Genomic DNA, 24,672 nt, shown 5'->3' on the forward strand with positions numbered 1-24,672 from the left:
TCAGAATCTCAGGAAGTGAGACAAACACCTTCGATTTGTCCGTTTTCGTCACAGGAGTAACCAACTGCAACAGGAACGGGCCTGGAATTGTCAGAAGGCGCACCACTGCGCAGACGGAGATTCATCTCCTCGGGTGAATTCGGGCGATCGGCGGAACCGGGCAAGAAGGTGGCGGGGCGACAGAGACGTTCGCCGAAGTGGGTAGGGCAACGCGCGGCCCGTCGTCCCCGCGATTCCGGGGCCGACCGGGCCGGCGTCGACGTCAATCGGCGAGGTCGAACACGACCGGTGCGTGGTCGCTGGCGCCCTTGGCTTTTCGGGCGTCTCGGTCGACTTGCGCACCGATCACGCGGGTATCGAGCGCGGGCGAACACAGGGCGTAGTCGATGCGCATGCCCTCGTTGCGGGGAAACCTCAGCTGCGTGTAATCCCAGAACGTGTATCCAGGGGCGTACGGCAACGCGGAGTCGACGAGCCCGCCGTCGAGGAATGCCTGTATGGCAGCGCGTTCCGGGGCCGTCACGTGGGTCCGTCCCTCGAAATACTCCCGGTCCCAGACGTCGTCATCGGTCTGTGCGACGTTCCAGTCGCCGGCGAGCATGGTCTCGGCCGCCGGGTCGTGGGCCATACGTAATGCGATGTGACTGCTCAGCGCGTCGAGCCAGGCGAGTTTGTAGGTGTAGTGCGGGTCGTCGGGGGTTCGACCGTTGGGGATGTACAGACTCCACACCCGGATTCCCGCGCACCGTGCGGAGATCGCGCGGGCCTCCCGGATCGGCTGTCCGTCGACAAGCTGGGTGGGGACCCCGTCGAATGCGATCTCGACCTCGTCGAGCCCGACCCGCGATGCGATCGCGACGCCGTTGTAGGCACCCTGCCCGACGTGGGCGACGTCGTATCCGGCGGCGAGGAAGCTCATCAGCGGGAAGGCGTCGTCATGGCACTTGGTCTCCTGCATCGCGAGGACGTCGACGCCGGCGTTCTCCGCCCACGCGACGACCGACTCCGATCGTGCGCGAATGGAGTTCACGTTCCATGTGGCGATCCTCATCAGCGATCCCCCTCGGAGTCGGCGGGCGGGATGCCGGGAGTGAGGTAACGGTAGCTGTGGTGCAGACCGAAACCGAGCCGGCGATACCACGCTCCGGCCGGACGATTGGTCGTCTCGACCTGGAGGTAGGCGGCGTCGGCGCCCTGTTCGACGCCCCACGCCACGAGCTCGGCGACCACCGCGGCGGACAGTCCGGTGCGACGCCGCGCCGGGTCGGTCCACAGTGCTGACAGCCCCAACCACCGCCTGCCGTCGGAGGATTCGGTCACCGCCCCACGGCCGATCGCCGCGAGACCCGCCGGGTTCGTTCCGTTCGAGTCGATCACCGGGCCCGCCCCGGGCGAATTGGAGATGCTCGCGAACGCGAGGGGTGGCTCACCCGAGGTCACCACGGCTCGCACGGCGTCGACGTCGGTGTGAGCGGAGCGCTCGCCGGCGTATGCGGCGAGCCAGTCGTCATCGGGCCGCTCAGCGATCCGTACCCGGCCGGAACCCGGGTGGGCGAGGCGTTCGCGCAGCATCGCGGTGTCGCATGTCAGCATCTGCACCTCGATCCCCTCGACGCCGGCGACGGTCGAGGGGTGCATCAACCTCTCCGGCAGGGCCATCAGGGGAGGGAGGCCCCGGTCGGCGTACCACCGGTCGATCCGGCGCAGTGTGGTCGCGTCCGGATGTGCGGACCTGTCCAGCGGCACAGCGGAATTGGCGCGCCGGCTGAAACCGTGCCCGGCGCGGACGAACCAACCGCTGATCCAGTCCGTGTCGACACCGGGCCAGGAGCGGGCAGCGACATGCTCCAGAGAGCGGATCTCGCTGTTGCGCACCGGTTTCGCCGACAGCAGGCGCACCGAGGTGATGGCGCCCGCCGGGATCGAGACGTCCTCGCCGTTCCGTCGGAGCCGCAGCGGGTCGGTGTCGTCGATCAACACGCCTGTCACATCTGACTGTGCGGCATCGGGATTCCCGCGCCAGTCCGCGGGCGTCGCCTCGCCGCGCAGATAGCGCACGACGACGCGGTCGCCGACGACTGCACCAGACAGCGGAACGTTCACGACATCCTTGGGGTGTCAGTCGTCTTCGTCGTCGTAGCCGAACGGATCCTCGACAGTGCCCGGCAACCACGAAAGACCCGGCACGCCCCAGTTGTTCCTCTTGATCGCCTTCTTCGCGGCACGTGCGTTGCGGCCGACGAGGACATCGACGTAGAGGAAACCGTCGAGGTGGCCGACCTCGTGCTGCAGCATGCGGGCGAAGAAGCCGTTGCCCTCGACGACGACCTCGGCGCCGGTCCGGTCGACGCCGGTGACGCGGGCCCAGTCGGCGCGGCCGGTGGGGAACTGCTCACCCGGCACCGACAGGCAGCCCTCGTCGTTGTCGTCGGGATCGGGCATGGTCTCGGGGATCTCGGACGTCTCGAGCACCGGATTGATCACCTCGCCGCGGCGGCGCGTCGCGGTGCGATCGCCGTCGGGGCAGTCGTAGACGAACATGCGCGAGCCGACGCCCACCTGATTGGCGGCCAGACCGACGCCGTGCGCGGCATCCATTGTCTCGTACATGTCGTCGAGGAGGGTGATGACCTCATCCGAGGGACGGCCGTCCGCGTCGAGTGGGACCGGGGTGGTCGGCTGGTGCAGCACCGGCTCGCCCACGATGCAGATCGGGAGAATCGCCATGGCGATCACCTTAGCGCTGCTCAGGGCGCAGGAACGACGCCGGGTACGGCGTCGCGGATGGCGTCACCCGCCGCGCCGGGGATACCCGGGAACAGCGTGGACTGCCAACCGAAACCGTCGACCCGGTCGGTGACGACCCGGCCGGCACACTCACCGCGCAGCGAGGTCACGACCCCCGAGATGATCGTCGGGTCACGCATCTCGATGGCGTGATCGACACCTGTGTTGGCCAGCGGTACCGGCGAATATGTCCGGCACTGCGGTGTCCCGTCGAGCCGGCCGTCGGCCCACTCGCCGTCGCTCTGCACCACCGAGTAGCGGGTGGGCCCGGGGGCGTCGGGACCGAGGTTGAGCCCGGTGATCGCATCGGCGTACATGCAGGTGTCGTAACCGGCGTCTCGCGGCTGCGAACACCCACCAGGTGAGCCGTACTGCGCCGTGCCCATCGCGACGTACTCGTCGACGACGGCGGAACCGCCGAGGAACTTCAGGTAGTGCCGCGCGCCCAGACCGCCCGCACTGTGGGCGACGATGCCGATGAACTCCGCGTTCCCGGCGACCGCGTCGATGACCCTGTCGATCAGGTGGGCGTCCGACTCGACGTCCCGACCGCCGGCGTGTGCGTAGATCACCGTGTGGCCGGCTGCGCGAACGGCATCGGCCAAGGGGCGGAAGGTCTCCTCGTTCTGGCGATCGCCCGCGTAGAGCTGCTGGCCGGGAACGATCACGACGATCCGCTTGCCGGGCGCGGCCTGGACGGGTGCGGCGAACAGGGTGGCCGGCAGCGACAGGGCGGCCATCGCCATCGCCATCGCCATCGGAAGGGTGGCCCTCGTGAAGCTCCTGACGAGTGCACGGCGTCCCGTGCCGCACCGCGACGTGCCTGTACCCATCCGATTACCCCCGCGAAGTAGACCTGGAGTGGTCAGGCAACGCTAACAGTGGGCGCGGTCACGATGTGTTCGCCGACTTCGCGCCGTGGCGAGTCACAGCGCGATCCGATGGGCAGCCGTGGTTAGATTGGCTGCGAACCACACCGTTGTCATTTGTTCGCTGCGTCGGGGACGATTGCCCCGCAATCCACTTCGATCGGCGCACGTCAGCGGTGGTGTGAGGGTCGTCGAGATTTATCGGTGAGGGAGTGAGATGGACAGCGCAGCTGCGCGTAGCCAGAAGCAGGGCGAGCAACCCACCCCCGACAACGGAACATCCGACGCCACGGCGGGGGCCGCGCCGGACCCGCACGAAGTGGGTGCTGACGGCCTGACGCGCCGCGAACACGATGTTCTGGCGTTCGAGCGCCAGTGGTGGAAGTACGCCGGGGCCAAGGAAGAGGCCATCAAGGAACTCTTCGGCCTGTCCGCCACGCGGTACTACCAGGTGCTCAACGCGCTGGTCGACCGGCCGGAGGCGCTGGCCGCGGATCCCATGCTCGTCAAGCGTCTTCGTCGTCTGCGGGCGTCGCGGCAGAAGGCTCGTGCCGCGCGCCGTCTGGGCTTCGAGGTCACCTGAGACGCTGACCCCGGTCGCCCTCTCCGTGTGCGTTAAGGTCGTCGGTGATGAATGCAGACCGTGAGCCCAATCGCCTGCCGCTCCGCGCGGGGGCGATGCTGCTCTTCGCCGTTGCCATTGTCTTCATCGGACTCGGCTGGCATTCCGCGGCGACCGCGGGCAACGATCCGCAGGCCGGTGAGGCCGCCTCGACGGTGTCGCCGACCCCCTCGACCTCCGCCGCATCGTCGTCGACACCGGCCTCGACCGGCAAGCGGGTGTGCGTGATCAACGCCGGTCAGGTCGTCGGCCTGGCCGCGGACGTGACCGACCTGCTCAAGGCCAAGGGCTACCAGATGGCGCAGCCCGGCAACTACACCGCCGGCGGTTTCAGCGAGAACACGGTCTTCTACGACGCCGAAGCCGACAGGGGTCAGGCACAAGAGGTCGCCGAAGCGCTCGGCGGCGAGGTCTCCGTCGAGGAACGACCCTCGAGCTTCACCCGCTGCAAGGGCGGCATCCCGGTGATCATGGTGACTGCGGTCAGCGGCTCGTGAGCCGCGTCGACCGGTCCTGCCCGTTCGGACAAATGAACAGTGCACCCGCGGTGCGAGGCGCCTCGGAGCAGATCCGCTTTCCAGAAAAACAGTTTTGCGAAACAAGGAGTGACATGTCCGGACGTTCCAAACTCGCCGCGTCGCGCGCCCTCGCCGCACTGGCTTCCGCGGGCCTGATCGGGGTTGCGCTGGCCGGGTGTAGTCCTGACCAGAACCCCACGGACGTGCCCGGCACGACCCCGTCGGTCATCAGCGACCAGCCGCTGCCGCCGGGTGCCGTGGACGACGTCGACGACGAGCCCACCGGTCAGATCGCGACCGCCGAGATCAAGGACACCTCCGGCAAGGTCGTCGGCGAGGCCACCTTCACCGCACCCACCGAGAGCGACGAGCCGGTCACCGTCAGCGTGCGCGTCACCTCCGGCGACCTGCCGGCAGGATTCCACGGCATGCACATCCACGAGAACGGCACCTGCGACGCCGGATCCGGTGGGGCGCAGGCCTTCACCTCGGCCGGCGGCCACCTGCAGGTCGACGGCAACACCAGCCATCCCGCCAGCGGCGACCTCATCTCGATCAACATCCTCGAAGATCACACCGGGCGCACCGTCACCACGACCGACACCGTCAAGCTCGAGCAGCTGTTCGGCAAGTCGATCATGATCCACGAGAAGGCGGACAACTTCGGGAACATCCCGGCCGACAAGTACCCGGGCGGACCCAACGCCGAGACCCTGAAGACCGGTGACGCCGGCTCGCGCATCGCGTGTGGCGTCATCGAAGAGCAGAACTAGAGCGAGTCCTGGTCCCGCCACGGCTGCGGCCACACGTGTCACCGATCGAGTTCGACGGGTCGCCCGATCCCACCCTCGGGGTCGAGTGGGAGTTCGCCCTGACCGACAAGGTCACCGGCGACCTGTCGAACTCGGCGGCCGCGCTGTTCGCCGCGGTCGGCGAGCACCATCCCGATCACGCGGGCAAGATCCACAAGGAACTGCTCCGCAACACCGTCGAGCTGGTCACCGGGATCTGCCGGACCACCGGCGAGGCCATCGCCGACCTCACCGACACCCTCGGCATCGTCCGTGGGCTCACCGAGCCGCTCGGCGTCGACCTCTACGGCGCCGGCACGCACCCGTTCGCCCAGTATTCGACGCAGCTGCTCACCGAGGGGCATCGCTACGCCGAACTCATCGAACGAACCCAGTGGTGGGGCAGGCAGATGCTCATCTGGGGTGTGCACGTGCACGTCGGGATCAGCCATCGCGACAAGGTCCTCCCGATCCTCGATTCGCTGCTGAACTACTATCCGCACCTGCTGGCACTGTCCTCGTCGTCGCCGATGTGGGCCGGCGCGGACACCGGTTACGCGAGCAACCGGGCCATGATGTTCCAGCAGCTGCCGACCGCGGGCCTGCCGTTCCAGTTCGAGACCTGGGAGCAGTTCGAGAGCTTCGTCGCCGACCAGATGACGACCGGGATCATCGACCATCTCAACGAGATCCGGTGGGACATCCGCCCGTCCCCGCATCTGGGCACCATCGAGGTCCGTGTCTGCGACGGCATGACCAACCCGACCGAACTGTCGGCGGTGGTCGCACTCATCCACTGCCTGGTCGTCGACCTCGACCGGCGGCTCACCGCCGGTGAGAAGCTGCCCACGATGGCGCCGTGGCTGGTGCAGGAGAACAAGTGGCGGGCCGCCCGGTACGGTCTCGACGCCATCGTCATCCTCGACTCCGCCTGCACGGAGAGGCTCGTCACCGAGGACCTCCACGACTTACTCGAACGACTCGAACCCGTTGCGCGCCAACTCGACTGCGTCGACGAACTGGCCGGGGTCGCGCGCATCATCGCTCGGGGCGCCAGTTACCAGCGTCAGCGTGCCGTGTACCGCAGCACCCGATCCATGCGCGACGTGGTCGCCTCGGTGGTCGACGAGCTGCACCGCCCGCATCCCTGACCCGCCGACCGCCCGCCCCGTAGCTGCCGACCCCAGGGGCATGAAGGGGTCAGTCGCGCTCGGGTGCCTCCGTGTCGCGCTTGTCCACGAGGCCGTCGCGGGCGCGCTGTTCCTGATAGGCGAGCCGACCGACGCGATGCGCCACCACCGGCGCGGTGATGATCGCGAACAGGCCGGCGAGGACGAGCATGCCGACGTCGACATTGTCGCCGAGTCGCAGGATCGCGCCGATGAGGATGAGCAGCAGACCGAACGTCTGCGGTTTGGTGGCCGCGTGCATCCGGCTCAGCGTGTCCGGGAACCGGACGAGGCCGATGGCCGCGGTGACCGCCATGAGACAGCCGATGAGGAGCAGTGTGGCGCTGATGATGTCGGTGATCATGTCTGGTCATCCCGTACTCGGAAACGGGCGATCGAGACCGACCCGACGAAACTCAACAGCGAGAGCGCGACGATCGCCGGGACCACCGTCGAATCACGGCTGTAGGCGGCCCACACGCCGAGACCACACATGCACAGCGCGATCAGGACATCGAGCGCGACGAGACGGTCCAGCGTGGTCGGTCCCCGCAGGATGCGCACCGTCGTCAGGACCGCGGAGATCAGCAGCATCGCCGCCGCGATCGTCCACACGACACTCATGGCCGCCTCCCATCCGGTTCGACGTCCGCGATCTCCTCCGGCTCGGCGGCGGAGTCGGTGGACGCCTGTGCCGGTGCCCGGTCGACGGGCTCGATGGGCCGCACGTGGTGGAAGTCCTCGTCGATGCCGTGGTACGGGCTCGGGTGCCATTCGCTGTCGCGCTCGAAGGCCTTGACGAACATGCGCTCCACATAGGCGACCTGCTCGTAGAACGCACGCACCTTCTTCTCCGACCGCACGTCGAAGACGTGGACGTAGAGCATACGACGCCGGTGATCGATCTCCAGGACCATCGTGCCGGGCACCAGATTGAGGTAGTCGACCGCCAGGGTCAGGACCATGTCGGATTTGATCGCGACGCGCACGCGCACCACGGCGCCGAGCGGGGGACGCCCGGGGCGGATGGCCATCCAACCGATCTGGACGCTCGACACCATGAAGTCGTAGATCAGGCGGACGAGCAGCTGCAGCACCGACAGGGGGTGGATACGCCCCTCGACCGGCACGCGGGGCAGCGGCAACAGGGTCACCACCGCCATCGCCAGCACCACCCCGCCGAGGATGTTGGCCCAGGAGACGGTGCCCCACAACAGCACCCAGACAAAGGCCAGCCAGCCGATGGTCCACAACCTGACCGCGACCTCGCGGCTGTCGCTGCCGAGCCAGGCAGGCAACCGGATGTGCGAACGCAGCCAGACCAGACCCCCGATGAGGTGCCAGCAGACGAACAGCAGGGCCAGGCGCCAGGCGTTGATGAGCAGGGACAGCACCGGTCCCTTGGTGGAGACCACGGGAGCGCGTCGTTTCGGGGCGCCGGCGGGATCGCCCGCGTTGCCCGTGCCGGTGCCCGGCTTCGCGCTCATCGGGTGCCCCCGGCGCCGAGGACGGCTTCGAGGTAGACGCCACGGTCCACGACGTCGGTCGCGGCGCTGTCGGTGAAGTCGAAGATGGGGCCGGCCCACAGTGTCAGGACCAGACCGGCGACGACCATCGCCAGCGTCGGGACAACCATCATCGCGGGCATCCGGCCGACGTCCTCACGGTCGGAGTAGGCGCCGTCGTCACGTTCGTCGATGAGCGCGGACGGGCCCTGATCGGCCAGCTCGCCCTCGGGCGCGTCGGCGCGGGGCCGCCAGAACCCCTTGGTCCAGATGCGCGCCACTACGTAGAGGGTGAGCAGGCTCGTGACGACCGAACCCGCGACCAGAATCCAGGCGAGCGCCGAACCGTTCTGCGCGCCCGCCTCGAGCAGGGCGACCTTCCCGATGAACCCGGAGAACGGTGGGATACCGCCCAGATTGAGTGCGGGGACGAGGAACAGGACCGCGAGGACCGGACTGGCTATCAGGCCGCCGAGGCGCCGCAACGACGCCGACCCGGCCTGACGTTCGATGAGACCCACGACGAGGAACAGCGTCGTCTGCACGAGGATGTGGTGGGCGACGTAGTAGATCGCCGCCGACATCCCGAGGTCGGAGGACAGGGCGATGCCGAAGACCATATAGCCGATGTGGCTGACCAGGGTGAAGGACAGCAGACGTTTGATGTCGGACTGGGCGATCGCACCGAAGATGCCCACGAGCATGGTCAGCAGACCCGCGACCAGCAACACCGTGTCCATGGAACCACCGGGGAACAGCAGCGTGTGCGCCCGAACGATCGCATACACACCGACCTTGGTCAGCAGGCCCGCGAACACCGCGGTGATCGGGGCGGGCGCGGTGGGGTAGGAGTCGGGCAGCCACGTCGACAGCGGGAAGACGGCCGCCTTGATCCCGAACGCGACGAGCAGTACCGCGAAGAGCGCGTTGCGGGTGCCGTCGGGCACGTCGTCGAGGCGGATGGCCATCTCGGCGAGATTGAGCGTGCCGGTGGTGGCGTAGGCGAAGGCGATCCCCGCGAGGAAGATCAGCGACGACACCATCGAGACCATCACATACGACGCACCGGCGCGGACACGTTCCTCGCTGGCGCCGAGCGTGAGCAGCACAAAGCTCGCGGTGAGGAGCACCTCGAAGGAGACGTACAGGTTGAACAGGTCCCCGGCGAGGAAGGCGTTGCACACTCCCGCGGTCAGGATCAGATACGTCGGCAGGAAGATCGACGTCGGCTGTTGCGCGGTGCCGTCGCGGATACCCTGACCGATCGCGTACACGACGACGCACAGCAGCACGATCGTCGACACGACCAGCATCAGTGCAGCCAGTTGGTCCACGACCAGCGTGATGCCGAGCGGCCCGTTGGGGTATCCCTTGTCGCCCCATCCTCCGATCGCGACGGCGAAGGTGCCGTGCTCACTGGTCAGGTAGAGCATCAGGCAGGATGCGACCAACGCCACCGAGATCGCGGCGATGGCGACGAACCGCTGGACCCTGGGGCTGCGACCCAGCAGCAGCGACAGCGCGGCGGAGAGCAGCGGGACCAGCGTCGGCAGTGCGATCAGTACCGGAATCCACGACGGCTGGGGGGTCATCGGCCATCCCCCTCGGTCGTGTCGTCGGTGGTCTCGTCTGCGTCTTCGGCGGTGTCGTCGGTGTCGGCCTCGATGGTCGGGGCCGCGTCCGCGTCGCTGCCCTTGGGGCCCACCTCGTCCGGACCCAGTTCGCCGGGGCCGTGCACGTCCGGGCCTGCTTCTCGCGACGCGGTCTCCGCGGCACTGTCGGAGTCGGGTTCCTCGTCCCCGCCCCCGACCTCGTCGATGACATCGGAGTCGGTCGGCATGATGTCGGTTTCGTAGAGGGCGGAATGCCTGGCCGCGACCTCCTCGGGCGTCATGGGGTTGCCCTTGTCGTCGAAGTAGTCGCCGGTCAGAGTGTCTGAGAGGGTGACCGGGTCGTCGCTGCGGTCGCGGTCGGGTGCAGACCCCAGCGACTGGGCCAGGATCTTGCGGTCCTCGACGTCGTCTTCGAGGTCGTCGTCGTCGCGGTTGATCACGAACAACCGGTAGACGAGGGCGAGTACGAACGCTGCGACGCCCATCGTGATGACGATCGCCGTGAGCACCATGCCCTGGGCGAGGGGGTCGGCGTCGGCCGCACGGTTCTCCGACGACCGGCCCATGATGGGCGGATTACCCATGCCGCCGGAGATCACGATGATCATCAGGTTGATTGCGTTGCCGCACAGCAGCAGCCCGAACAGCATCCGGACCAGGCTGCGCTCCATCAGCAGGTAGACACCGCAGGCGGCCATCACGCCGACGACCAGCAGGAGCGAGAGATTGGTGCTCATCGTGCCACCTGTTCCTTCCCGCTCGTGTCCGCCGTCTTCAACGGCAGGGATCTGGCTGATACGACGCGTTCGGCGTCGCGGGCGATCGTCGTCTCGACATCGAGGCGCGCGCCGAGACTTCGCAGCACGTCGAGCACCAGGCCGACGACGATGAGGTAGATGCCGAGGTCGAAGAACAGTGCGGTGACCAGTTTGATGTCGCCGAGCACGGGGACGGTGATCTCGAAGACCGCCGACGACAGCGCCGGTGCGCCCAGGAACAACGACACCACCGCGGTGATGCCGGAGACGGCCAGGCCGGCGCCGAGGATGCGGCCGGGTTCGATGGGCAGCGCCTCGCCGAGTTCGTAGCGGCCGCCCGCGAGGTAGCGCAGCACCAGCGCGAGACCCATCGTGAGTCCGCCGGCGAAGCCGCCGCCCGGAGCGTTGTGGCCTGCGTAGAAGAAGTAGATCGACAGCACGACCATGGTCGGGAACAGCAACCGTGTGGTGGCCTCGAGCACCATCGACCGGTGGCGCGGATCGCGCAGTCCCGATCCGAGCAACCAGGTGGTGCGGTCGGGCGGGATCGGATCGTCGTCGTCATCGCCGTTGGTGTCGCCGCCGCCGATCCCGGCCTGCAGGCGAGCCGCGTCGGCGACTCGGGGAGCGGCACCGAAACGGCGGTTGCGGAACACCATGGACGCGACGCCGGTGGCCGCGGCGATCAGCACCGACACCTCGCCCAGGGTGTCCCAGGCGCGGATGTCGACGAGGAGCACGTTCACCGCGTTGGCGCCGTGGCCGAACTCGTAGGCCGCCTCGGCGAGGTCGACGTGCAGGGGTTCGGTCGAGCGGGCCGACGCGGCGAACAGGCCGATCACGACCAGCGACGCGCCGAACGCGATGCCGATGAGTGCCCGCAGCGGCTTGAAGCCGGTGGCGTGGCGCTTCTCCGGTTCGGCGGGCAGCTTGCGCAGCACGAGGACGAAGATGACCAGCGTCAGCGTCTCGACCAGGAACTGGGTGAGAGCGAGGTCGGGGGCGCCGTAGAGCGCGAACAGCATGCCGCACCCGTAGCCGGTGATACCGACGACGAGTGTCGCCGCGAGACGGTTGCGCAGGATGACCGCCGCGATCGCCGACGCCACCATGATGCCGCCGATGACGATCTGGACCGGCGAGTTGGTGTAGTCGATGTTCAGCTGGTCCCGGGCGCCGACGAACAGCACGATCGTCGGGAACAGGATGGCCGTGCACAGGATGACGCCCTGGGTGACCGGCAGCGATCCGCGCTGGGTGTTGCGGGTCAGCAGCAGCGAGATCGTGTCCGCGGAACGCAGCGCGGCGTCGTAGATGCGGTCGGCGTTGAGCAGCGGCGGGGAACCGAACACGCGGTCGCGGACGCGGCGGACGCCGAAGAACACGATCACGCCGCCGACGACGACGATGATCGAGAACACCACCGGCAGCCCGAAGCCGTGCCAGAGCGCGAGGTGTTCGATCTTGTGGCCGTAGCTGTCGAGGGTCTCGGCGTAGGGCTCGAAGAGACTGCCGATCTGCGGGCTGAGCAGGCCCGCGGCAGCACCGGCCACGGCGAGGACCACCGGCGAGATGTAGAAGGCCCACGACGGAGGGTGCAGCTTGGCGACGGCCGGGCTCGGCTTGTGGCGGACCTTGCGGCCGAACGCGCCCCACAGGAATCGGAGGGTGTACGCGCACGTGAGGACCGAGCCGACCAGCAGCACGATGTCGACGGTGTGCGCCTGCCACGACGAGAGCGCGCCGGTGTCCCAGACCGACGCGAAGGCGGTCTCCTTGCCGACGAAGCCCAGCGTGAAGGGGATGCCGGCCATGCTCGCGCCGGCGATCGCGGCCGTGACGGCCAGCACCGGGAGACGATGGCCGAGCCGGGCGAGTTTACGGACGTCGCGCGTACCGGTCGCGTGGTCGATGATGCCGACGGTCATGAACAGCGACGCCTTGAACAGCGCATGTGCGACCAGCATCGTGAGCCCGGCCATCGCGACATTGGCGTCGCCGATGCCCACCAGCACCGCCATGAAACCGAGCTGGGAGACGGTGCCGAACGCGAGGATGAGTTTCAGGTCGAGTTCGCGCAGGGACCGCCAGCCGCCGAGGACCATCGTCAGCGAGCCGAGGCCGATCACGGCGACCTGCCAGCTGACCGTCACCGAGAACGCGGGCGCGAGACGGGCGATGAGGTAGATGCCGGCCTTGACCATCGCGGCCGCGTGCAGGTAGGCGCTCACGGGGGTCGGGGCGGCCATCGCGCCGGGCAGCCAGAAGTGGAACGGGACGATGGCCGACTTGCTGAGTGCGCCGATGAGGAGCAGGACGATCGCGATGTCGACGTAGACGCCGGTCGGCGGGGTCGCGATGATCTCGGAAAGCAGGTAGGTGCCGCTGCGCTCGCCCAGCATGATGATGCCGACGAGCATCGCCAGGCCGCCGAAGGTCGTGACGAGCAGTGCCTGCGTGGCCGAGCGCCGGGCGGTGGCGCGCACGCCGTAGAAGCCGACCAGCATGAACGACAGCACGGTGGTGAGCTCCCAGAACACGTAGAGCACCAGCATGTTGTCGGAGATGACCAGGCCGAACATCGCCGCGGCGAAGGCCACCATCTCGCCGCCGAAGACCGCGACGCGGGGGCGGGCGTCGTCGAAGTAGTGGGCGCAGTAGCAGAGCACCAGTGAGCCGACACCGAGGATGAGCACGGACAGGATCGCCGCGAGGGTGTCGAAGCGGGTGACGATGTCCATCTCGAGCGACGGGACCCAGCGCACGGTCTCGACGACGGCGCGGTCGGACTCGGGGGCCGGCCAATGGGTCAGCACCCAGATCAGCGCGCCGAGCGGGGCGAGTGCGAGGACGTAGAAACCCCTCGTGCCCATCCAATGAATGACCGCGGGCGCGACCAGTGCGCACACTGCCAACGCAGCCAACACGGAAATCAAAAGGGCACTCCGTCTTTCTCCCGGCGGGGTGTCACGGGCGATCACCCGCGTCATTACCTTACCGTTGCCCCTATGTCCCGGTTCGACTGGCTCCGGCGTCCCGCCGTGCTCATCGCTGCAGCTCTGTTGGTTCTCGGTCTCCTCGCGGGCTGCGGCGGCGAGGAACAGGCCGGTCCGGACGGGGTGCCGTTGCCGTCGGATTTCCCCGTCACACAGGTGCCGCTGATCGACGGTCACGTCCTCTCGGCGAGCGGCACCCGCACCGACGGCTGGGAGGTCACCGTGCAGGGGCCGGTGAACGCAGGCAACCAGCTCGACGCCGCCGCGGAAAAGCTCACCGAGGACGGTTACGTCGAGTCGCATCGCTCGTCGGAAGGCGGTCAGTCGGTGGTGGTGTTGTCCGCCGCCAAGGGCGGATCGACCTATTGGGTTCAGATCGGGGCCTCCCCGCAGGCCGCCGGTGGTGGTTCGTCGGTGTTCTACCTTGTCAACGTCGAATAACTGACCGCGTCAGCCCCCGCTGCGGCGGGGGCTGCTTCATGCCCAGAGCTGCGATACAAATGACAGAACATGTCAGGTGTTGACCTAAAGCCATTCGGTTATTACTCTCCTCTGTGACCCGCTTCACAGAACTGCGCCACCGTGTCGACCGCGATGGATCGCAGCGATGCACAACCAGGATCGAGGAGTTGCTCCATGACGACGACCGAACAGGTGACCGACCCCCTCGCCACCATCGCCGACCGAGACCGAGTCTTCATCGGCGGACGCTGGGTGGAATCCAGTGGCGACGAATGGATCGAGGTGATCGACTCGTACTCCGAGCGCATCGCGGCCCGAGTCCGCGCCGCCACCGCCGAGGATGTGGCCCGCGCCGTCGACGTGGCCCGGGCCTCGTTCGATCGCGGTGTGTGGGCGCGTAAGTCGCCCGCCGAGCGCGCCGACGTCATCGACACCATCGCCGACCGTCTCGAGGCACGCGTTCCCGAGCTGACGACGCTCGGCATCGCCGAGGTCGGTGTCACCACCCCGGTCAGCGCCATGACCCAGCAGATGGTCCTCGGCCTGTTCCGTGCCGTCGCCGCCGAGGCGCGTGCCGTGAACGTCGTGGAGGAGCGGCCGCGTGCCGATGGCGGCGTCTCGCGCATCGTCAAGGAGCCGACCGGCGTGGTCGCCGCGATCATCCCGTGGAACGGCCCGATCGGCAGCATCGCCTTCAAGGTGATCCCGGCGCTGGCCGCCGGCTGTTCGGTCGTCCTCAAGACCTCGCCGGAGGCGCCGCTGTCGCCGTCGGTGTTCGCCGACGTGGTCGCCGAACTCGTCTCGGAGGGTGCGATCCCCGAAGGCGTCCTGAGCGTGCTCGTCGCCGACCGCGAGGTCTCCGAGTCGCTCGTCGTCAACCCGAAGGTCGACCACATCACCTTCACCGGCAGCACCTCGGTCGGTAAGCGGATCATGAGCCTCGCGGCCGACCGCGTCGCGAAGGTCTCGCTCGAGCTGGGCGGCAAGTCGGCGGCGATCATCCTCGACGACGCGGACCTCAACACGGTGATGGCCAACCTGCCGATGGCCGGTTGTATGCAGTCCGGTCAGGCGTGTGTCGCACTGACCCGCGTCCTCGTCTCGCGTGAGCGCCACGACGAGATCGTCGCGGCGTACAAGGCGGCACTGGACATGATCCCGATCGGAAACCCTTGGGAGCAGACGAATTTCCTCGGGCCGCTGACCTCGGCACGTCATCGTGACCGCGTCGAGGGCTACATCGAGACCGCCAAGGCCGAAGGCGGCGAGGTGGTCTACGGCGGCGGTCGCGTCGGGGATCAGGGCTTCTTCGTGCAGCCCACGATCATCGACAACGTCCGCAACGACATGACGATCGCCAGGGAAGAGGTGTTCGGTCCGGTCATCTCGATCATCACCTATGAGGACGAGGACGATGCGGTGGCCATCGCCAACGACTCCGTCTACGGCCTGTCCGGCGCCGTCTTCACCGCCGATGTGGAGCGCGGATTCGAACTTGCACAACGTATCCGGACCGGAACCGTCAACGTGAACACCTCGGTGCTCGACTTCACGCTTCCGTTCGGCGGCTACAAGCAGTCCGGTGTCGGCCGCGAGGGTGGTGCAGAGGGTCTCGAGGAGTTCTTCGAGATCAAGACCGTGCACCTGCCGGCGCCCCAGCCGTCCTGATGCGGATGGGGGTCGACCCCATCCACACCTGCATGGCGGACAACTGAAACGACGCCGCTGTGGCGACCCTCCGTGGGCGCCACAGCGGCGTGCGACCGAGTCAGGATGACCAGGCGTGACACTGTCACGCCTGGTCGTCGTCGTTGAGAACCGCTGCGCTACAACGAAAGAAGAATCTCCGAGCTGCTGACAAATATCACTTGACGTCTCATGTTCAACGCTTTACGGTGGGTGATGAAGGTGGCGGTCATCACATCGACTCAACCCGTCACGATGCGGATCACCTCGTTTCACGGCGTCAGTCGGCCTGCCCCTGATGTCCCGGCGTCACCGGCACTCCGGCGGGTACTCGCCACTCACCCCAGAGCAAGGATCGAACATGAAACTCGAAGGCAAAGTCGCACTGATCACCGGAGCGGGCTCGGGTCTCGGCCGCCAGTCGTCGCAGCTGTTCACGGCGGAGGGTGCCAAGGTCGCGGTCGTCGACATCGACGGTGACCGTGCCGAGCAGACGGTGAAGCTCGTCGAGCAGCAGGGTGGCGAGGCGATCGCCATCACCGCCGACGTCGCCAAGAAGGACGAGATCACGGCCGCGGTGGACCAGACGGTCGAGCAGTTCGGCAAGCTCGACATCGCCTGGGCCAACGCGGGAGTCGTCTCGCGCGGAGGCGTTCCCTCCGTCGCCGGCGGTGAGCAGGTCAACTTCGAGGACCTGACCGAGGAGGACTGGAACAACGTCCTCGGCGTCAACCTCTCCGGAGTCATCTTCACCGCTCAGGCCGCGGTCCCCGCTCTCAAGCGCAACGGTGGCGGCACCATCATCGCCACCTCGTCAGCCGCTTCGCTCCTCGCCTACCACCAGATCGCGCTGTACTCGGCCACCAAGGCCGGCGTCAACGGCCTGGTGCGCGGCCTGAGCCTGGATCTCGGCCCCTACGGGATCCGGGTCAACGGCATCGCGCCCGTCCACGGCATGTCGCCGAACTTCCTGATGCCCGCGGGTTCGCCGGTCGTCGGTCAGTCCTACGAAGAGGTGTCCGGTCCGTGGGATCCGTTCGTCTCGCCGATCCCGCTCAAGCTGAACCGCCCGCCGTCACTGGTCGACAACGCCAAGATCGCACTGTTCCTGGCCTCGGACGACTCGGCCTACATGTCCGGCCAGGTCATCGCCTCCGGCGACGGCGGAACCCTGTCGCGTGTCGGCATGTGGTTCCCCGAGGACCTCGACCAGAAGAACCCGAACGTCTGACCATGTCCTCCCCGCAGCCCACCACTCTCACTGTGGATCGCGTGGCGTGCGCCGGACACGGACTCTGCTACGGGGTCGCCCCTGATCTGATCGACGCCGACGATCAGGGCGACCCCGTGATCCCGGAGCGCACTCTCACGCCGGACGAGGCGGCTCAGGCGAGCGAGGCGGTGTCGATGTGTCCCGAGCGGGCACTGGCACTGCTCACCACCAACTCCACGACCACCAAGGACCAGTAATGACAACAGCGGAACGATCCCGCGAGGACGTCACCGTCGACTTCGACGTGTACGACCCGTCCATCGCAGCCCCGATCGATCGATTCCAGGAGTACGCAGCAGAACTCGCCGCGAAGGGGCCGGTCGTCTACTCGACCGCCCACGGCGGGCACTGGATCGTCACTTCCTACAACGAGATACATGAGGTCCTGCGCGACGCGGAGACCTTCTCCAGCTACCCCAACAACCTGGTGACGAACGAGGCCTTCGGCAAGTTCATCCCGATCGAACTCGATCCTCCGGAGCACGCCGGCTACCGCAAGGCGCTGCAGCCGCTGTTCGGACCGGCCCGGATGAAGAAGCTGTCCGAAGACATCCGCGGCGTGGTCAACGACCTGCTCGACGGTTTCGCGAAGAAGGGTGAGGCCGAATACATCTCGGCGTTCGCCCATGAACTCCCCGCCCGTATCTTCCTGGCACTGATGGACTGGCCGGTCGAGGACGCGCCGCTGTTCACCGAGGCCACCGACGTCGTGCTGTTCGGCAAGCCCGGTGGGACCGAACAGGAGTCGCTGGAAGCCCGCGCGATCGCGGGTATGCAGATGCTGGGCTACTTCCAGAAGATGGTCGACGAACGTCGCGCGACTCCGGGTGACGACGTCACCTCGCAGCTGATCCACACGGAGGTGGAGCTCGAGGACGGTCTGCGGTTGCTGACCGACGAAGAACTGAACCGGATGTTCTTCCTGCTGCTCATCGCCGGCCTGCACACAGTGCAGGGTTCGCTGGCCTGGGCGATCGTCCACCTGGTGAACAATCCCGAGCAGCGACAGGCGATCATCGACGACCCGGAGCTGATGGTCCCGACCGCGGTCGAGGAGATCCTTCGCATCGAGGCCGCGGTGGTCCCCGGGCGTCGTGCCACCCGTGACGTCGAACTGGGCGGGATGAAGATCTCCGAGGGTGAGCAGCTGATCCTGATGCTGTGCTCGGCCAACCGGGATCACAAGGAGTTCGAGGACCCGGGCGCGCTCGACATCGCCCGCAAGCCGAACCGTCACCTGTCCTTCGGCGGTGGTCCGCACCGATGCCTGGGTTCGCACCTGGCGCGTATCGAACTCACGATCGCCCTCGAGGAGATCCTGCGCCGCATCCCCGATTTCCAGCTCGTGGAATCGGATCCGCCGGTGTTCCACTCCAGTCAGGTGCGCGGCTGCGTCCGCATGCCGATCCGGTTCACCCCGGAGCCCTGACCGGGCCCGGCGTGCCCTGACCACCGGTGTGGCGGGTTGTGTTCCCGCCCGCCGCACCGGTCCCAGGAGCGGCCGGGTCATTGCCACATAAAACTTATTGCTGTAGGTTTACTGGAGCACCAGCCCAGGCCCGGACGGGTGCGTCCCAACTCGTAGACAACCGCTCCTCCACGGAGGGAATCATGACCACTTCGCTTCCCCGGCAAGATCGAATCCGGCGTGCGCTCGACCTCCTGCGCAACGAGACGACCGACAAGTTCGACGAGATCGTGCAATTCGAGCCCGAGGAGTTCACCGACTCGGCGCTCGCCAAGGAGGAGCGCGACCACATCTTCGGCCGCGTCCCCTCGATCGTCGCGCACGGTAGCGAGATCTCGCGGCCCAACGACTTCGTGACTGTCCAGATGCCGCGGAACAACATCATCGTGGTGCGGCAGAAGGACGGGAGCGTCCGCTCCTTCGTCAATCTCTGTCGGCATCGCGGGGCGATGCTGGAGAAGAGTGAGAAGGGGCGCTGCCGGATCTTCTCCTGCGGTTACCATCGCTGGTCCTACGACCCGGACGGATCGCTGCGGACCATCACGCGCGATTCGACTTTCGGCGATGTGGACCGTTCCGACCACGGGTTGATCGAGATCCCGACCGAGGAACGTCACGGGTTCATCTGGGTCGTCGACAATGCCTCGGCCGAGATCGACGTCGCGGCCTGGCTCGGTCCCGAGATCGACCCGATGCTCGCCGAGTACAACTTGGACAAGCTGGTCTGTTTCCGGGCTGCGGGTTTCGACGAACCCACGAACTGGAAGATAATGCAGGATGCGTTCCTGGATGGTTACCACATCCAGTACGCGCACCCGAACACAGCTGGAAAGATCATCCACACCAACGTGATGGCCTTCGAGGACTTCGGTCGGCACTGTCGATTCATCGCGCCGCGTAAGTCGATCGACCGCTTCCTCGAAGAGGATCCGGGTGACATCCCGCTGGACAAGTACGTCACCGAGACACACTGGCTCGGCCCGAACAGCACCCTGCTTCGTCAACCGGATCACTTCCAGCTCTTGACGTTCCGGCCGCATCCCACCGACCCGACCAAGTCCCGGATGGAACAGCGCCTGATGGTGCCGACCGTCGAGGACAGCGGCATGGAGCAGGAGCGCTGGGAGCGACTGTGGAACAAGAACTGGGAGATCCTGCTCGCGGTCCTGCATCAGGAGGACTTCCCGTTGCTGCGGGATTCGCAGCAGGGCATGGGCAGTGCCGACGCGGGAGACATGTTGCTCGGCCGCAACGAGATCGCCAACCAGGTCTTCCGGCGTGAGACCAAGCGACTCGTGGCCGAAGGTCGTGCCGCAGGCTCGTGATGTCCGGGATGCCGGGTTCGTCGGAACCGGCCCGCGACCGCAAAGTCCGATTTATCCTATAACCGTTAGGTGGGTGGGGGCCGGCTGATCCGCCGGCTCTGCGCCTGCGGCGGCCGCACCCCTCGGCCGTATCGAACCTGTTGACAGAGAAGAAAGTACGATCATGACCACAACCATCGGCAAGGCGCTCGACTGGTGGGCCCGTACCAAGGGCGATACCACCGCTGTGGTTTTCTCCGATTCCGAGATCTCCTACCGTGAGCTGCGGGACTGGAGCAGTCGCATCGCCCGTCTCCTCGTGGAGGCCAAGGGTGTCGCTCCCGGCGCCCGGGTGGGTCTGCTCGGGCCGAACTCGCTCGAGTGGCCGGTCGCGGCCCTCGGTGCGCTGAAGTCCGGCGGCGTCCTGGTTCCGCTGAACAGTCGCTACCGTCCCGCCGAGCTCCGGAAGATCGCCGACGACGCCGGTATCGGCGTCGTGATCGTGGCCCCGGGCTTCGAGCAGCTGGCCGAGGACACCGCGGCGATCGGTGAACCGTTCGGCGTTGTCACCTACGCCGAGCTCGAGGCGCTGCGCGCCGGCGGCGCGGACAGCTTCCGCGTCGATCTCGAACCCGACGAGCCGACGACCGTGCTGTTCACCAGCGGGTCCACCGGGCTGTCCAAGGGCGTGATCCTCACCAACCGGACGCTCATGTCGATCGTCTTCGAGAACACCCTCACCGAGGAGGGTTTCCGGCCGGGAACCACCACGCTGCTGGTCCTGCCGCTCGCCTTCACCCCGGGCCTGGTGTACGGCCTCCTCATCACGACGGTTCTGGGCGGCACGTTGGTTGTCGAACCCGAACTGAATCCCTCGAACGCGGTGAAGCTCCTCGAGAAGCACTCGGTGGAGGCAATTTTCGGCGTCCCGCTGATCTTCGAGGCCATCTCGCGTGCCCCGGAGTTCGCCGACGCGGACCTGAGCGCTCTGAAGACCGCGATCGTGGGCGGCGCAGCCGTACCGGTGCCGCTGCTGAAGCGCTGGGCCGACAAGGGTGTCCTGTTGCGCCAGATCTACGGCATGACCGAGGCCGGCGGTGTCGCGACCGCGACGATCCGCGAGGAGGCCTTCGAGTTCCCGGATCGGTGCGGCACGGGGTCGATCTTCACCGAGGTCAAGGTCTTCAACGACAAGGGTGAGGAAGCGGCTCCCGGAGAAGCGGGCGAACTCGTTGTCCGCGGCCCTGGCGTCACGCCCGGCTACTGGAACGACCCCGAGACGACCGCGCAGGCCCTCCGTGATGGCTGGCTGCACAGTGGCGACCTCGGCGAGGCCGACGAGGACGGCCGGGTGAAGTTCGTCGACCGCCTCAAGGACCTCATCATCTCCGGCGGCATCAACATCTCGCCGGTGGAACTCGAGATCGCGATCGGCGCCATCGACGGTGTCCAGGAGGTTGCCGTGATCGCGGCGAACGACGACCGGTTCGGCGAGACCCCGGCGGCGATCGTGACGGCCGCCGCCGATGTCGACGAGAAGACGATCGTCGAGCACTGCGAGAAGGTCCTGGCCGACTTCAAGGTGCCCCGCTACGTCGTGATCCGTCAGGACCCGCTGCCCCGTCTCCCCAGCGGGAAGATCGCCAAGACGGTGATCCGGGACGAGTACAAGGATGTGGACACTCGCTTCGAGCGCGTGCGCTGAGGGGTGCGCGCGGGTTAGACGGGTACGCGCTGGTTGTGAGGCGGCCGAGGTGCGGAGGACATCCGCACCTCGGCCGTTTTTCTTTGCCGGCCTGCTCGGCGCGACGGCCGACGAGGCTGTCTCGTTTTTTGAGCCTCGCGGACATATGACACAGTTTGTCCGTTGTAGCATGGCTTTCGGGAGGTGCACTCACGTGGCACGCAGGAAGACGGGCAACGTCCTGAGCGAGGACGTCGACGAGGCCCGTAAACAGATCATGGTCGCTGCCGAGAAGGTTTTCCAGCGATTCGGCGTATCCAAGACGACGATGGACGACATCGGTCGTGAGGCCGGCGTGTCCCGTCCGACTGTCTACCGCTATTTCGGCGACCGCGACACTCTCATCTCGGCCATCATCGAACGACGGTCGCGCATGCTGTTCGCCAAGGCGCGAAAGTTCCTGCTGGAGAAGGAGTCCTTCGCCGACCAGCTCGTCGAGGGTCTCATCTTCCTGGTCGACCGCGGACGCCGCGATCCGTTGATCCGCATCCTGGTCAGTCCCGAACACATGCAGATGGCCGAACCCCTCGTCGGAGCGTCGGGGCTTGCCGCCCGGCTGACCGCGGAGATGTGGGATCCGGTCATCGAACAGGCGATGGAGCGCGGCGAGATCCGTCGGGATCTCGACAAGGAGAAGATGGCCGAGTGGATCGCACTCGTCCAGTTCATCCTCGTCGGCCGTTTGGATTTCGACCGCCCGGACGACCCGGAACATCGAGAGATGTTGCGGAACTTCGTACTTCCGTCGTTTTTACCGAGTGCGGTGCCGGCCGCTGCAGCCAAGCGCTGACCCGAAAACCAAGTGCGCCCCTGAAATCCATCCTCCACAGACCGCCCGATGACACTGTGTCCGGCGCGGCTGCCGAGGGTAGTTTTCAGGGGCGCTTTCGGTTACGGCAGACTCTCCGAGTAGATTTCGCCGATCACCGCGGTGCATTTGTCGGCGGCGGCGCGGCGCTTGAGTTTCATCGTGGGAGTCGGTTCGTGGTTCTCGGGTGGGCCCAGAATGCGCGGTGTCGCCGTGGTTGTCTGGATTCAGTCGGAATTAATCTAACGGTAGTAGATGGTGACTCTGGCTCAAGTCACGCGACGAGCAGGCATTTTGGCCGGTCTGGCGAATTTCGAGCTGCTGACACTTGACAGGTAACGTCTCATGTCTGCTAACCTGAGCAAGCTTCAAGTGGTGGGCATCACACCGATACGCCTAACAGGTTTAGGCCATAGGGTGACGCCCTACGTCGGGGGAGGCTTCCAGGCCCTCTGGACGACACCGGCGCGCGGCTCAGCCCAAAGGACCCGCTCCGGGGTCGTGGGATTCGTGTCGGCATCAGCCCGAACGTGTCACCACTCCCAAAGAATTCGAGAGGACCGTGATGACTGTCAGTGCTCTGGGAGAGCGCAGTCCGGGAATCAGATCGGCCGAGGCGCTACGCAAGGTCGGCGCCGGTGTGACCGACCGGATCAGCCGCAGTCTGGCGACCATCGGGCGTTCGGCGCGGCTGGCCGCGGAGATGATCATGTTCGCGATCACCGATACGTTCACACTCCGCCTGGCCGGCGGTGAGGTGATCGATCAGATGTGGAAACTGTTCAAGGTCACCGCACTTCCCGCTCTGTTGATGGCGGTTCCCATCGGTGCCGAGGTGTCGGTGCAGGTGGGTGGCGTCATGGATCAGGTCGGCGCGAACTCCCTCGCGGGAGCGGCGTCGGGTCTGGGCGTGGTGAGCCAGGGCGCGCCGATGGCCGCCGGCCTCCTGATGAGCGGCGCGGCCGCCTCGGCGATCGCCTCCGACCTCGGTGCGCGGTCGATCCGCGAGGAGATCGAGGCGATGCGGGTGATCGGCGTCAACCCGGTCCAGCGGCTCATCGTGCCGCGGTTCCTGGCGATGCTCGCCATCGCGCCCGCGCTCTGCGTGATGATCATCGCGTCCGGTGTGGGCGCGGGCCTGGCAATCGCGGCGAACGTCAACGACGTTGTCCCGGCCAGCTTCTGGCAGTCCTTCGGTACCTTCGCGACCCCGACCGACCTGATGTTCTCGGTGCTGAAGGCCGTGTTGTTCGCCTTCATCGTCGTGGTCATCGCAAGCCTGCGCGGCCTCGAGGCCAAAGGCGGTCCCAAGGGTGTGGCCAACGCGGTCAACGCCTCGGTGGTCCTCAGTGTCCTGTGTATTTTCATGACGAACATGGCGGTCAGTCAGCTGCAGGCCATGTTCTTCCCGGCCCAACTGGCGTGAGGCTCAGATGACGACAGAGAGTGCTACGGCCACCCCGGGGATCACCCGCCTGGGCCGGGCGTTGAACGAGCGCGTGACCGCGGCCATCGCGACCTTCGGTCAGATCGTGGTGTTCGTCGGCAAGACCTTCGCGTTGCTGCCGACGACGATTCGCCACTATCGCAAGCAAACGCTCAAGACCATGAACGACATGGCCTGGGGGAGTGGATCGATCATCGTCGACGGCGGTGTGGTCAGCCTGATGTTCTTCCTTGGCATCGCGGTGGGTTCGGTGGTCGCGATCATGGCCTTCATGGCCTTCGATCTCCTGGGGTTCGGAGCGCTGACCGGAATCATCAACTCGTTCGGCAACATCCGCGTGGTGGCGCCGATCATCACCGGCATCGGCTTCGCGGCGCAGGCCGGCTGCCGGATGACCGCGGAGATCGGCGCCATGCGAATCTCCGAGGAGATCGACGCGACCGAGACCATGGGTCTGCGGGCGATCCCGTTCGTGGTGGGAACCCGCCTCATCGGCGGAATGCTCGTGGTGCTGCCGAGCTATCTCATGGCGCTGGTGGTCAGTTTCATCACCGGCGGGTTGATCGTGAAGCTCTTCCACGATCAACCCGAAGGCACCTACGACCACTATTTCGCGCAGTTCATCTCGATACCGGATCTTCTCGCATCGGTCGCCAAGGCACTCATCTTCTGCGCGGTGATCACCATCATCCATTGCTACTACGGTTATTTCGCATCCGGCGGGCCGGCAGGTGTCGGCGCCGCATCCGGGCGCGCCATCCGCGCGAGCCTGGTCGCCATCGTCGTTCTCAATTTCCTCATGACCGTGGCCATCTGGGGCCTCAATCCGGTCCTTCCGTTCAGGGGTTGACG

24 protein-coding genes are annotated in these 24,672 nt (G+C 66.7%); 14 read left to right on the top strand and 10 right to left on the bottom strand.

The features are described from left to right. Positions 1-262 precede the first annotated feature (262 nt). The 4 genes from H1R19_RS02670 to H1R19_RS02685 are packed head-to-tail and all read right to left on the bottom strand — an operon-like array spanning position 263 to position 3,620. Positions 263-1,051 carry an exodeoxyribonuclease III gene (locus H1R19_RS02670; RefSeq protein WP_188331109.1) on the bottom strand — a complete coding sequence of 263 codons (789 nt, stop codon included), beginning with the start codon at positions 1,049-1,051 and terminating at the stop codon, positions 263-265. After that, positions 1,051-2,103, bottom strand: coding sequence for an N-acetylglutamate synthase, CG3035 family (locus H1R19_RS02675; RefSeq protein WP_219850505.1), 1,053 nt, complete (start codon positions 2,101-2,103; stop codon positions 1,051-1,053). The genes H1R19_RS02670 and H1R19_RS02675 overlap by 1 nt, the downstream gene beginning before the upstream one ends. Before the next feature lie 15 nt (positions 2,104-2,118). Further along, a complete protein-coding gene (locus H1R19_RS02680) occupies positions 2,119-2,727 on the bottom strand; it encodes a peptide deformylase (protein WP_188331111.1) in 609 nt (202 codons plus the stop codon). 20 nt (positions 2,728-2,747) lie between these two features. Next, on the bottom strand, positions 2,748-3,620 hold the full coding sequence (locus H1R19_RS02685; protein ID WP_188331112.1) for an esterase/lipase family protein: 873 nt from the start codon (positions 3,618-3,620) through the stop codon (positions 2,748-2,750). Positions 3,621-3,873: 253 nt separating this feature from the next. Here H1R19_RS02685 and H1R19_RS02690 point away from each other — a divergent pair, with 253 nt between their 5' ends. From H1R19_RS02690 to H1R19_RS02705, 4 genes are all read left to right on the top strand, one after another. Next, entirely contained in the window at positions 3,874-4,239 is a 366-nt protein-coding gene (locus H1R19_RS02690; protein ID WP_188331113.1) for a nucleoid-associated protein NapA, read from the top strand. A gap of 47 nt (positions 4,240-4,286) precedes the next feature. Further along, positions 4,287-4,775, top strand: a complete 489-nt coding sequence (locus tag H1R19_RS02695; protein ID WP_188331114.1) for a LytR C-terminal domain-containing protein — start codon at positions 4,287-4,289, stop codon at positions 4,773-4,775. Positions 4,776-4,888: 113 nt separating this feature from the next. Continuing rightward, the gene (locus H1R19_RS02700) at positions 4,889-5,569 is read left to right on the top strand and encodes a superoxide dismutase family protein (RefSeq protein ID WP_188331115.1); all 681 of its coding nucleotides are present in this window, start codon (positions 4,889-4,891) and stop codon (positions 5,567-5,569) included. 35 nt (positions 5,570-5,604) lie between these two features. Beyond that, positions 5,605-6,738: a glutamate--cysteine ligase gene (locus H1R19_RS02705; RefSeq protein WP_188331116.1), complete on the top strand. Its 1,134-nt coding sequence runs from the start codon at positions 5,605-5,607 to the stop codon at positions 6,736-6,738. Positions 6,739-6,787: 49 nt separating this feature from the next. Here H1R19_RS02705 and mnhG read toward each other — a convergent pair whose 3' ends face one another. Genes mnhG through H1R19_RS02735 form a run of 6 tightly spaced genes read right to left on the bottom strand, consistent with a single transcriptional unit; the run spans position 6,788 to position 13,568 of the window. Next, positions 6,788-7,120 (bottom strand): monovalent cation/H(+) antiporter subunit G, encoded by a 333-nt coding sequence (gene mnhG, locus H1R19_RS02710; protein ID WP_188331117.1) that lies wholly within the window; start codon positions 7,118-7,120, stop codon positions 6,788-6,790. Beyond that, on the bottom strand, positions 7,117-7,380 hold the full coding sequence (locus H1R19_RS02715; protein ID WP_188331118.1) for a monovalent cation/H+ antiporter complex subunit F: 264 nt from the start codon (positions 7,378-7,380) through the stop codon (positions 7,117-7,119). Before H1R19_RS02715 ends, mnhG begins: the two co-directional genes overlap by 4 nt. Continuing rightward, complete coding sequence (locus tag H1R19_RS02720; RefSeq protein WP_188331119.1) at positions 7,377-8,243, bottom strand: Na+/H+ antiporter subunit E; 867 nt, start codon at positions 8,241-8,243, stop codon at positions 7,377-7,379. The genes H1R19_RS02715 and H1R19_RS02720 overlap by 4 nt, the downstream gene beginning before the upstream one ends. Then, complete coding sequence (locus tag H1R19_RS02725) at positions 8,240-9,853, bottom strand: Na+/H+ antiporter subunit D (RefSeq protein ID WP_188331120.1); 1,614 nt, start codon at positions 9,851-9,853, stop codon at positions 8,240-8,242. The genes H1R19_RS02720 and H1R19_RS02725 overlap by 4 nt, the downstream gene beginning before the upstream one ends. Then, on the bottom strand, positions 9,850-10,611 hold the full coding sequence (locus H1R19_RS02730; protein ID WP_188331121.1) for a Na(+)/H(+) antiporter subunit C: 762 nt from the start codon (positions 10,609-10,611) through the stop codon (positions 9,850-9,852). Before H1R19_RS02730 ends, H1R19_RS02725 begins: the two co-directional genes overlap by 4 nt. Further along, a complete protein-coding gene (locus H1R19_RS02735) occupies positions 10,608-13,568 on the bottom strand; it encodes a Na+/H+ antiporter subunit A (protein WP_219850506.1) in 2,961 nt (986 codons plus the stop codon). The genes H1R19_RS02730 and H1R19_RS02735 overlap by 4 nt, the downstream gene beginning before the upstream one ends. 72 nt (positions 13,569-13,640) lie before the next feature. Here H1R19_RS02735 and H1R19_RS02740 point away from each other — a divergent pair, with 72 nt between their 5' ends. From H1R19_RS02740 to H1R19_RS02785, 10 genes are all read left to right on the top strand, one after another. Further along, entirely contained in the window at positions 13,641-14,069 is a 429-nt protein-coding gene (locus H1R19_RS02740) for a hypothetical protein (protein ID WP_219850507.1), read from the top strand. Between the two features lie 195 nt (positions 14,070-14,264). Continuing rightward, on the top strand, positions 14,265-15,758 hold the full coding sequence (locus H1R19_RS02745) for an aldehyde dehydrogenase (protein ID WP_188331124.1): 1,494 nt from the start codon (positions 14,265-14,267) through the stop codon (positions 15,756-15,758). 379 nt (positions 15,759-16,137) lie between these two features. Further along, entirely contained in the window at positions 16,138-17,007 is an 870-nt protein-coding gene (locus tag H1R19_RS02750; protein WP_188331125.1) for an SDR family NAD(P)-dependent oxidoreductase, read from the top strand. Between the two features lie 2 nt (positions 17,008-17,009). Then, positions 17,010-17,246 (top strand): ferredoxin, encoded by a 237-nt coding sequence (locus H1R19_RS02755; protein WP_188331126.1) that lies wholly within the window; start codon positions 17,010-17,012, stop codon positions 17,244-17,246. Further along, complete coding sequence (locus tag H1R19_RS02760) at positions 17,246-18,478, top strand: cytochrome P450 (RefSeq protein ID WP_188331127.1); 1,233 nt, start codon at positions 17,246-17,248, stop codon at positions 18,476-18,478. The genes H1R19_RS02755 and H1R19_RS02760 overlap by 1 nt, the downstream gene beginning before the upstream one ends. Positions 18,479-18,660: 182 nt before the next feature. Further along, entirely contained in the window at positions 18,661-19,842 is a 1,182-nt protein-coding gene (locus tag H1R19_RS02765; RefSeq protein ID WP_188331128.1) for an aromatic ring-hydroxylating oxygenase subunit alpha, read from the top strand. A 163-nt stretch (positions 19,843-20,005) separates the two neighbouring features. After that, complete coding sequence (locus tag H1R19_RS02770) at positions 20,006-21,526, top strand: class I adenylate-forming enzyme family protein (RefSeq protein ID WP_219850508.1); 1,521 nt, start codon at positions 20,006-20,008, stop codon at positions 21,524-21,526. Between the two features lie 193 nt (positions 21,527-21,719). Continuing rightward, a complete protein-coding gene (locus H1R19_RS02775) occupies positions 21,720-22,355 on the top strand; it encodes a TetR/AcrR family transcriptional regulator (RefSeq protein ID WP_219850509.1) in 636 nt (211 codons plus the stop codon). Positions 22,356-22,938: 583 nt separating this feature from the next. Further along, positions 22,939-23,799, top strand: coding sequence for an ABC transporter permease (locus H1R19_RS02780; protein ID WP_188331131.1), 861 nt, complete (start codon positions 22,939-22,941; stop codon positions 23,797-23,799). 7 nt (positions 23,800-23,806) lie between these two features. Next, the gene (locus H1R19_RS02785) at positions 23,807-24,670 is read left to right on the top strand and encodes an MlaE family ABC transporter permease (protein ID WP_188331132.1); all 864 of its coding nucleotides are present in this window, start codon (positions 23,807-23,809) and stop codon (positions 24,668-24,670) included. The last annotated feature ends 2 nt before the right edge of the window (positions 24,671-24,672 follow it).

This window comes from Gordonia jinghuaiqii (assembly GCF_014041935.1).
In the GTDB taxonomy this organism is placed as follows: Bacteria; Actinomycetota; Actinomycetes; order Mycobacteriales; family Mycobacteriaceae; genus Gordonia; species Gordonia jinghuaiqii.

Bases quoted from the DNA above. Each gene is read 5' to 3' on its own strand.
- H1R19_RS02670 (WP_188331109.1), bottom strand. From the start codon at position 1,051: ATGAGGATCGCCACATGGAACGTGAACTCCATTCGCGCACGATCGGAG.
- H1R19_RS02680 (WP_188331111.1), bottom strand. From the start codon at position 2,727: ATGGCGATTCTCCCGATCTGCATCGTGGGCGAGCCGGTGCTGCACCAG.
- H1R19_RS02685 (WP_188331112.1), bottom strand. From the start codon at position 3,620: ATGGGTACAGGCACGTCGCGGTGCGGCACGGGACGCCGTGCACTCGTC.
- H1R19_RS02690 (WP_188331113.1), top strand. From the start codon at position 3,874: ATGGACAGCGCAGCTGCGCGTAGCCAGAAGCAGGGCGAGCAACCCACC.
- H1R19_RS02695 (WP_188331114.1), top strand. From the start codon at position 4,287: ATGAATGCAGACCGTGAGCCCAATCGCCTGCCGCTCCGCGCGGGGGCG.
- H1R19_RS02700 (WP_188331115.1), top strand. From the start codon at position 4,889: ATGTCCGGACGTTCCAAACTCGCCGCGTCGCGCGCCCTCGCCGCACTG.
- mnhG (WP_188331117.1), bottom strand. From the start codon at position 7,120: ATGATCACCGACATCATCAGCGCCACACTGCTCCTCATCGGCTGTCTC.
- H1R19_RS02715 (WP_188331118.1), bottom strand. From the start codon at position 7,380: ATGAGTGTCGTGTGGACGATCGCGGCGGCGATGCTGCTGATCTCCGCG.
- H1R19_RS02720 (WP_188331119.1), bottom strand. From the start codon at position 8,243: ATGAGCGCGAAGCCGGGCACCGGCACGGGCAACGCGGGCGATCCCGCC.
- H1R19_RS02725 (WP_188331120.1), bottom strand. From the start codon at position 9,853: ATGACCCCCCAGCCGTCGTGGATTCCGGTACTGATCGCACTGCCGACG.
- H1R19_RS02730 (WP_188331121.1), bottom strand. From the start codon at position 10,611: ATGAGCACCAATCTCTCGCTCCTGCTGGTCGTCGGCGTGATGGCCGCC.
- H1R19_RS02740 (WP_219850507.1), top strand. From the start codon at position 13,641: ATGTCCCGGTTCGACTGGCTCCGGCGTCCCGCCGTGCTCATCGCTGCA.
- H1R19_RS02745 (WP_188331124.1), top strand. From the start codon at position 14,265: ATGACGACGACCGAACAGGTGACCGACCCCCTCGCCACCATCGCCGAC.
- H1R19_RS02750 (WP_188331125.1), top strand. From the start codon at position 16,138: ATGAAACTCGAAGGCAAAGTCGCACTGATCACCGGAGCGGGCTCGGGT.
- H1R19_RS02755 (WP_188331126.1), top strand. From the start codon at position 17,010: ATGTCCTCCCCGCAGCCCACCACTCTCACTGTGGATCGCGTGGCGTGC.
- H1R19_RS02760 (WP_188331127.1), top strand. From the start codon at position 17,246: ATGACAACAGCGGAACGATCCCGCGAGGACGTCACCGTCGACTTCGAC.
- H1R19_RS02765 (WP_188331128.1), top strand. From the start codon at position 18,661: ATGACCACTTCGCTTCCCCGGCAAGATCGAATCCGGCGTGCGCTCGAC.
- H1R19_RS02770 (WP_219850508.1), top strand. From the start codon at position 20,006: ATGACCACAACCATCGGCAAGGCGCTCGACTGGTGGGCCCGTACCAAG.
- H1R19_RS02780 (WP_188331131.1), top strand. From the start codon at position 22,939: ATGACTGTCAGTGCTCTGGGAGAGCGCAGTCCGGGAATCAGATCGGCC.
- H1R19_RS02785 (WP_188331132.1), top strand. From the start codon at position 23,807: ATGACGACAGAGAGTGCTACGGCCACCCCGGGGATCACCCGCCTGGGC.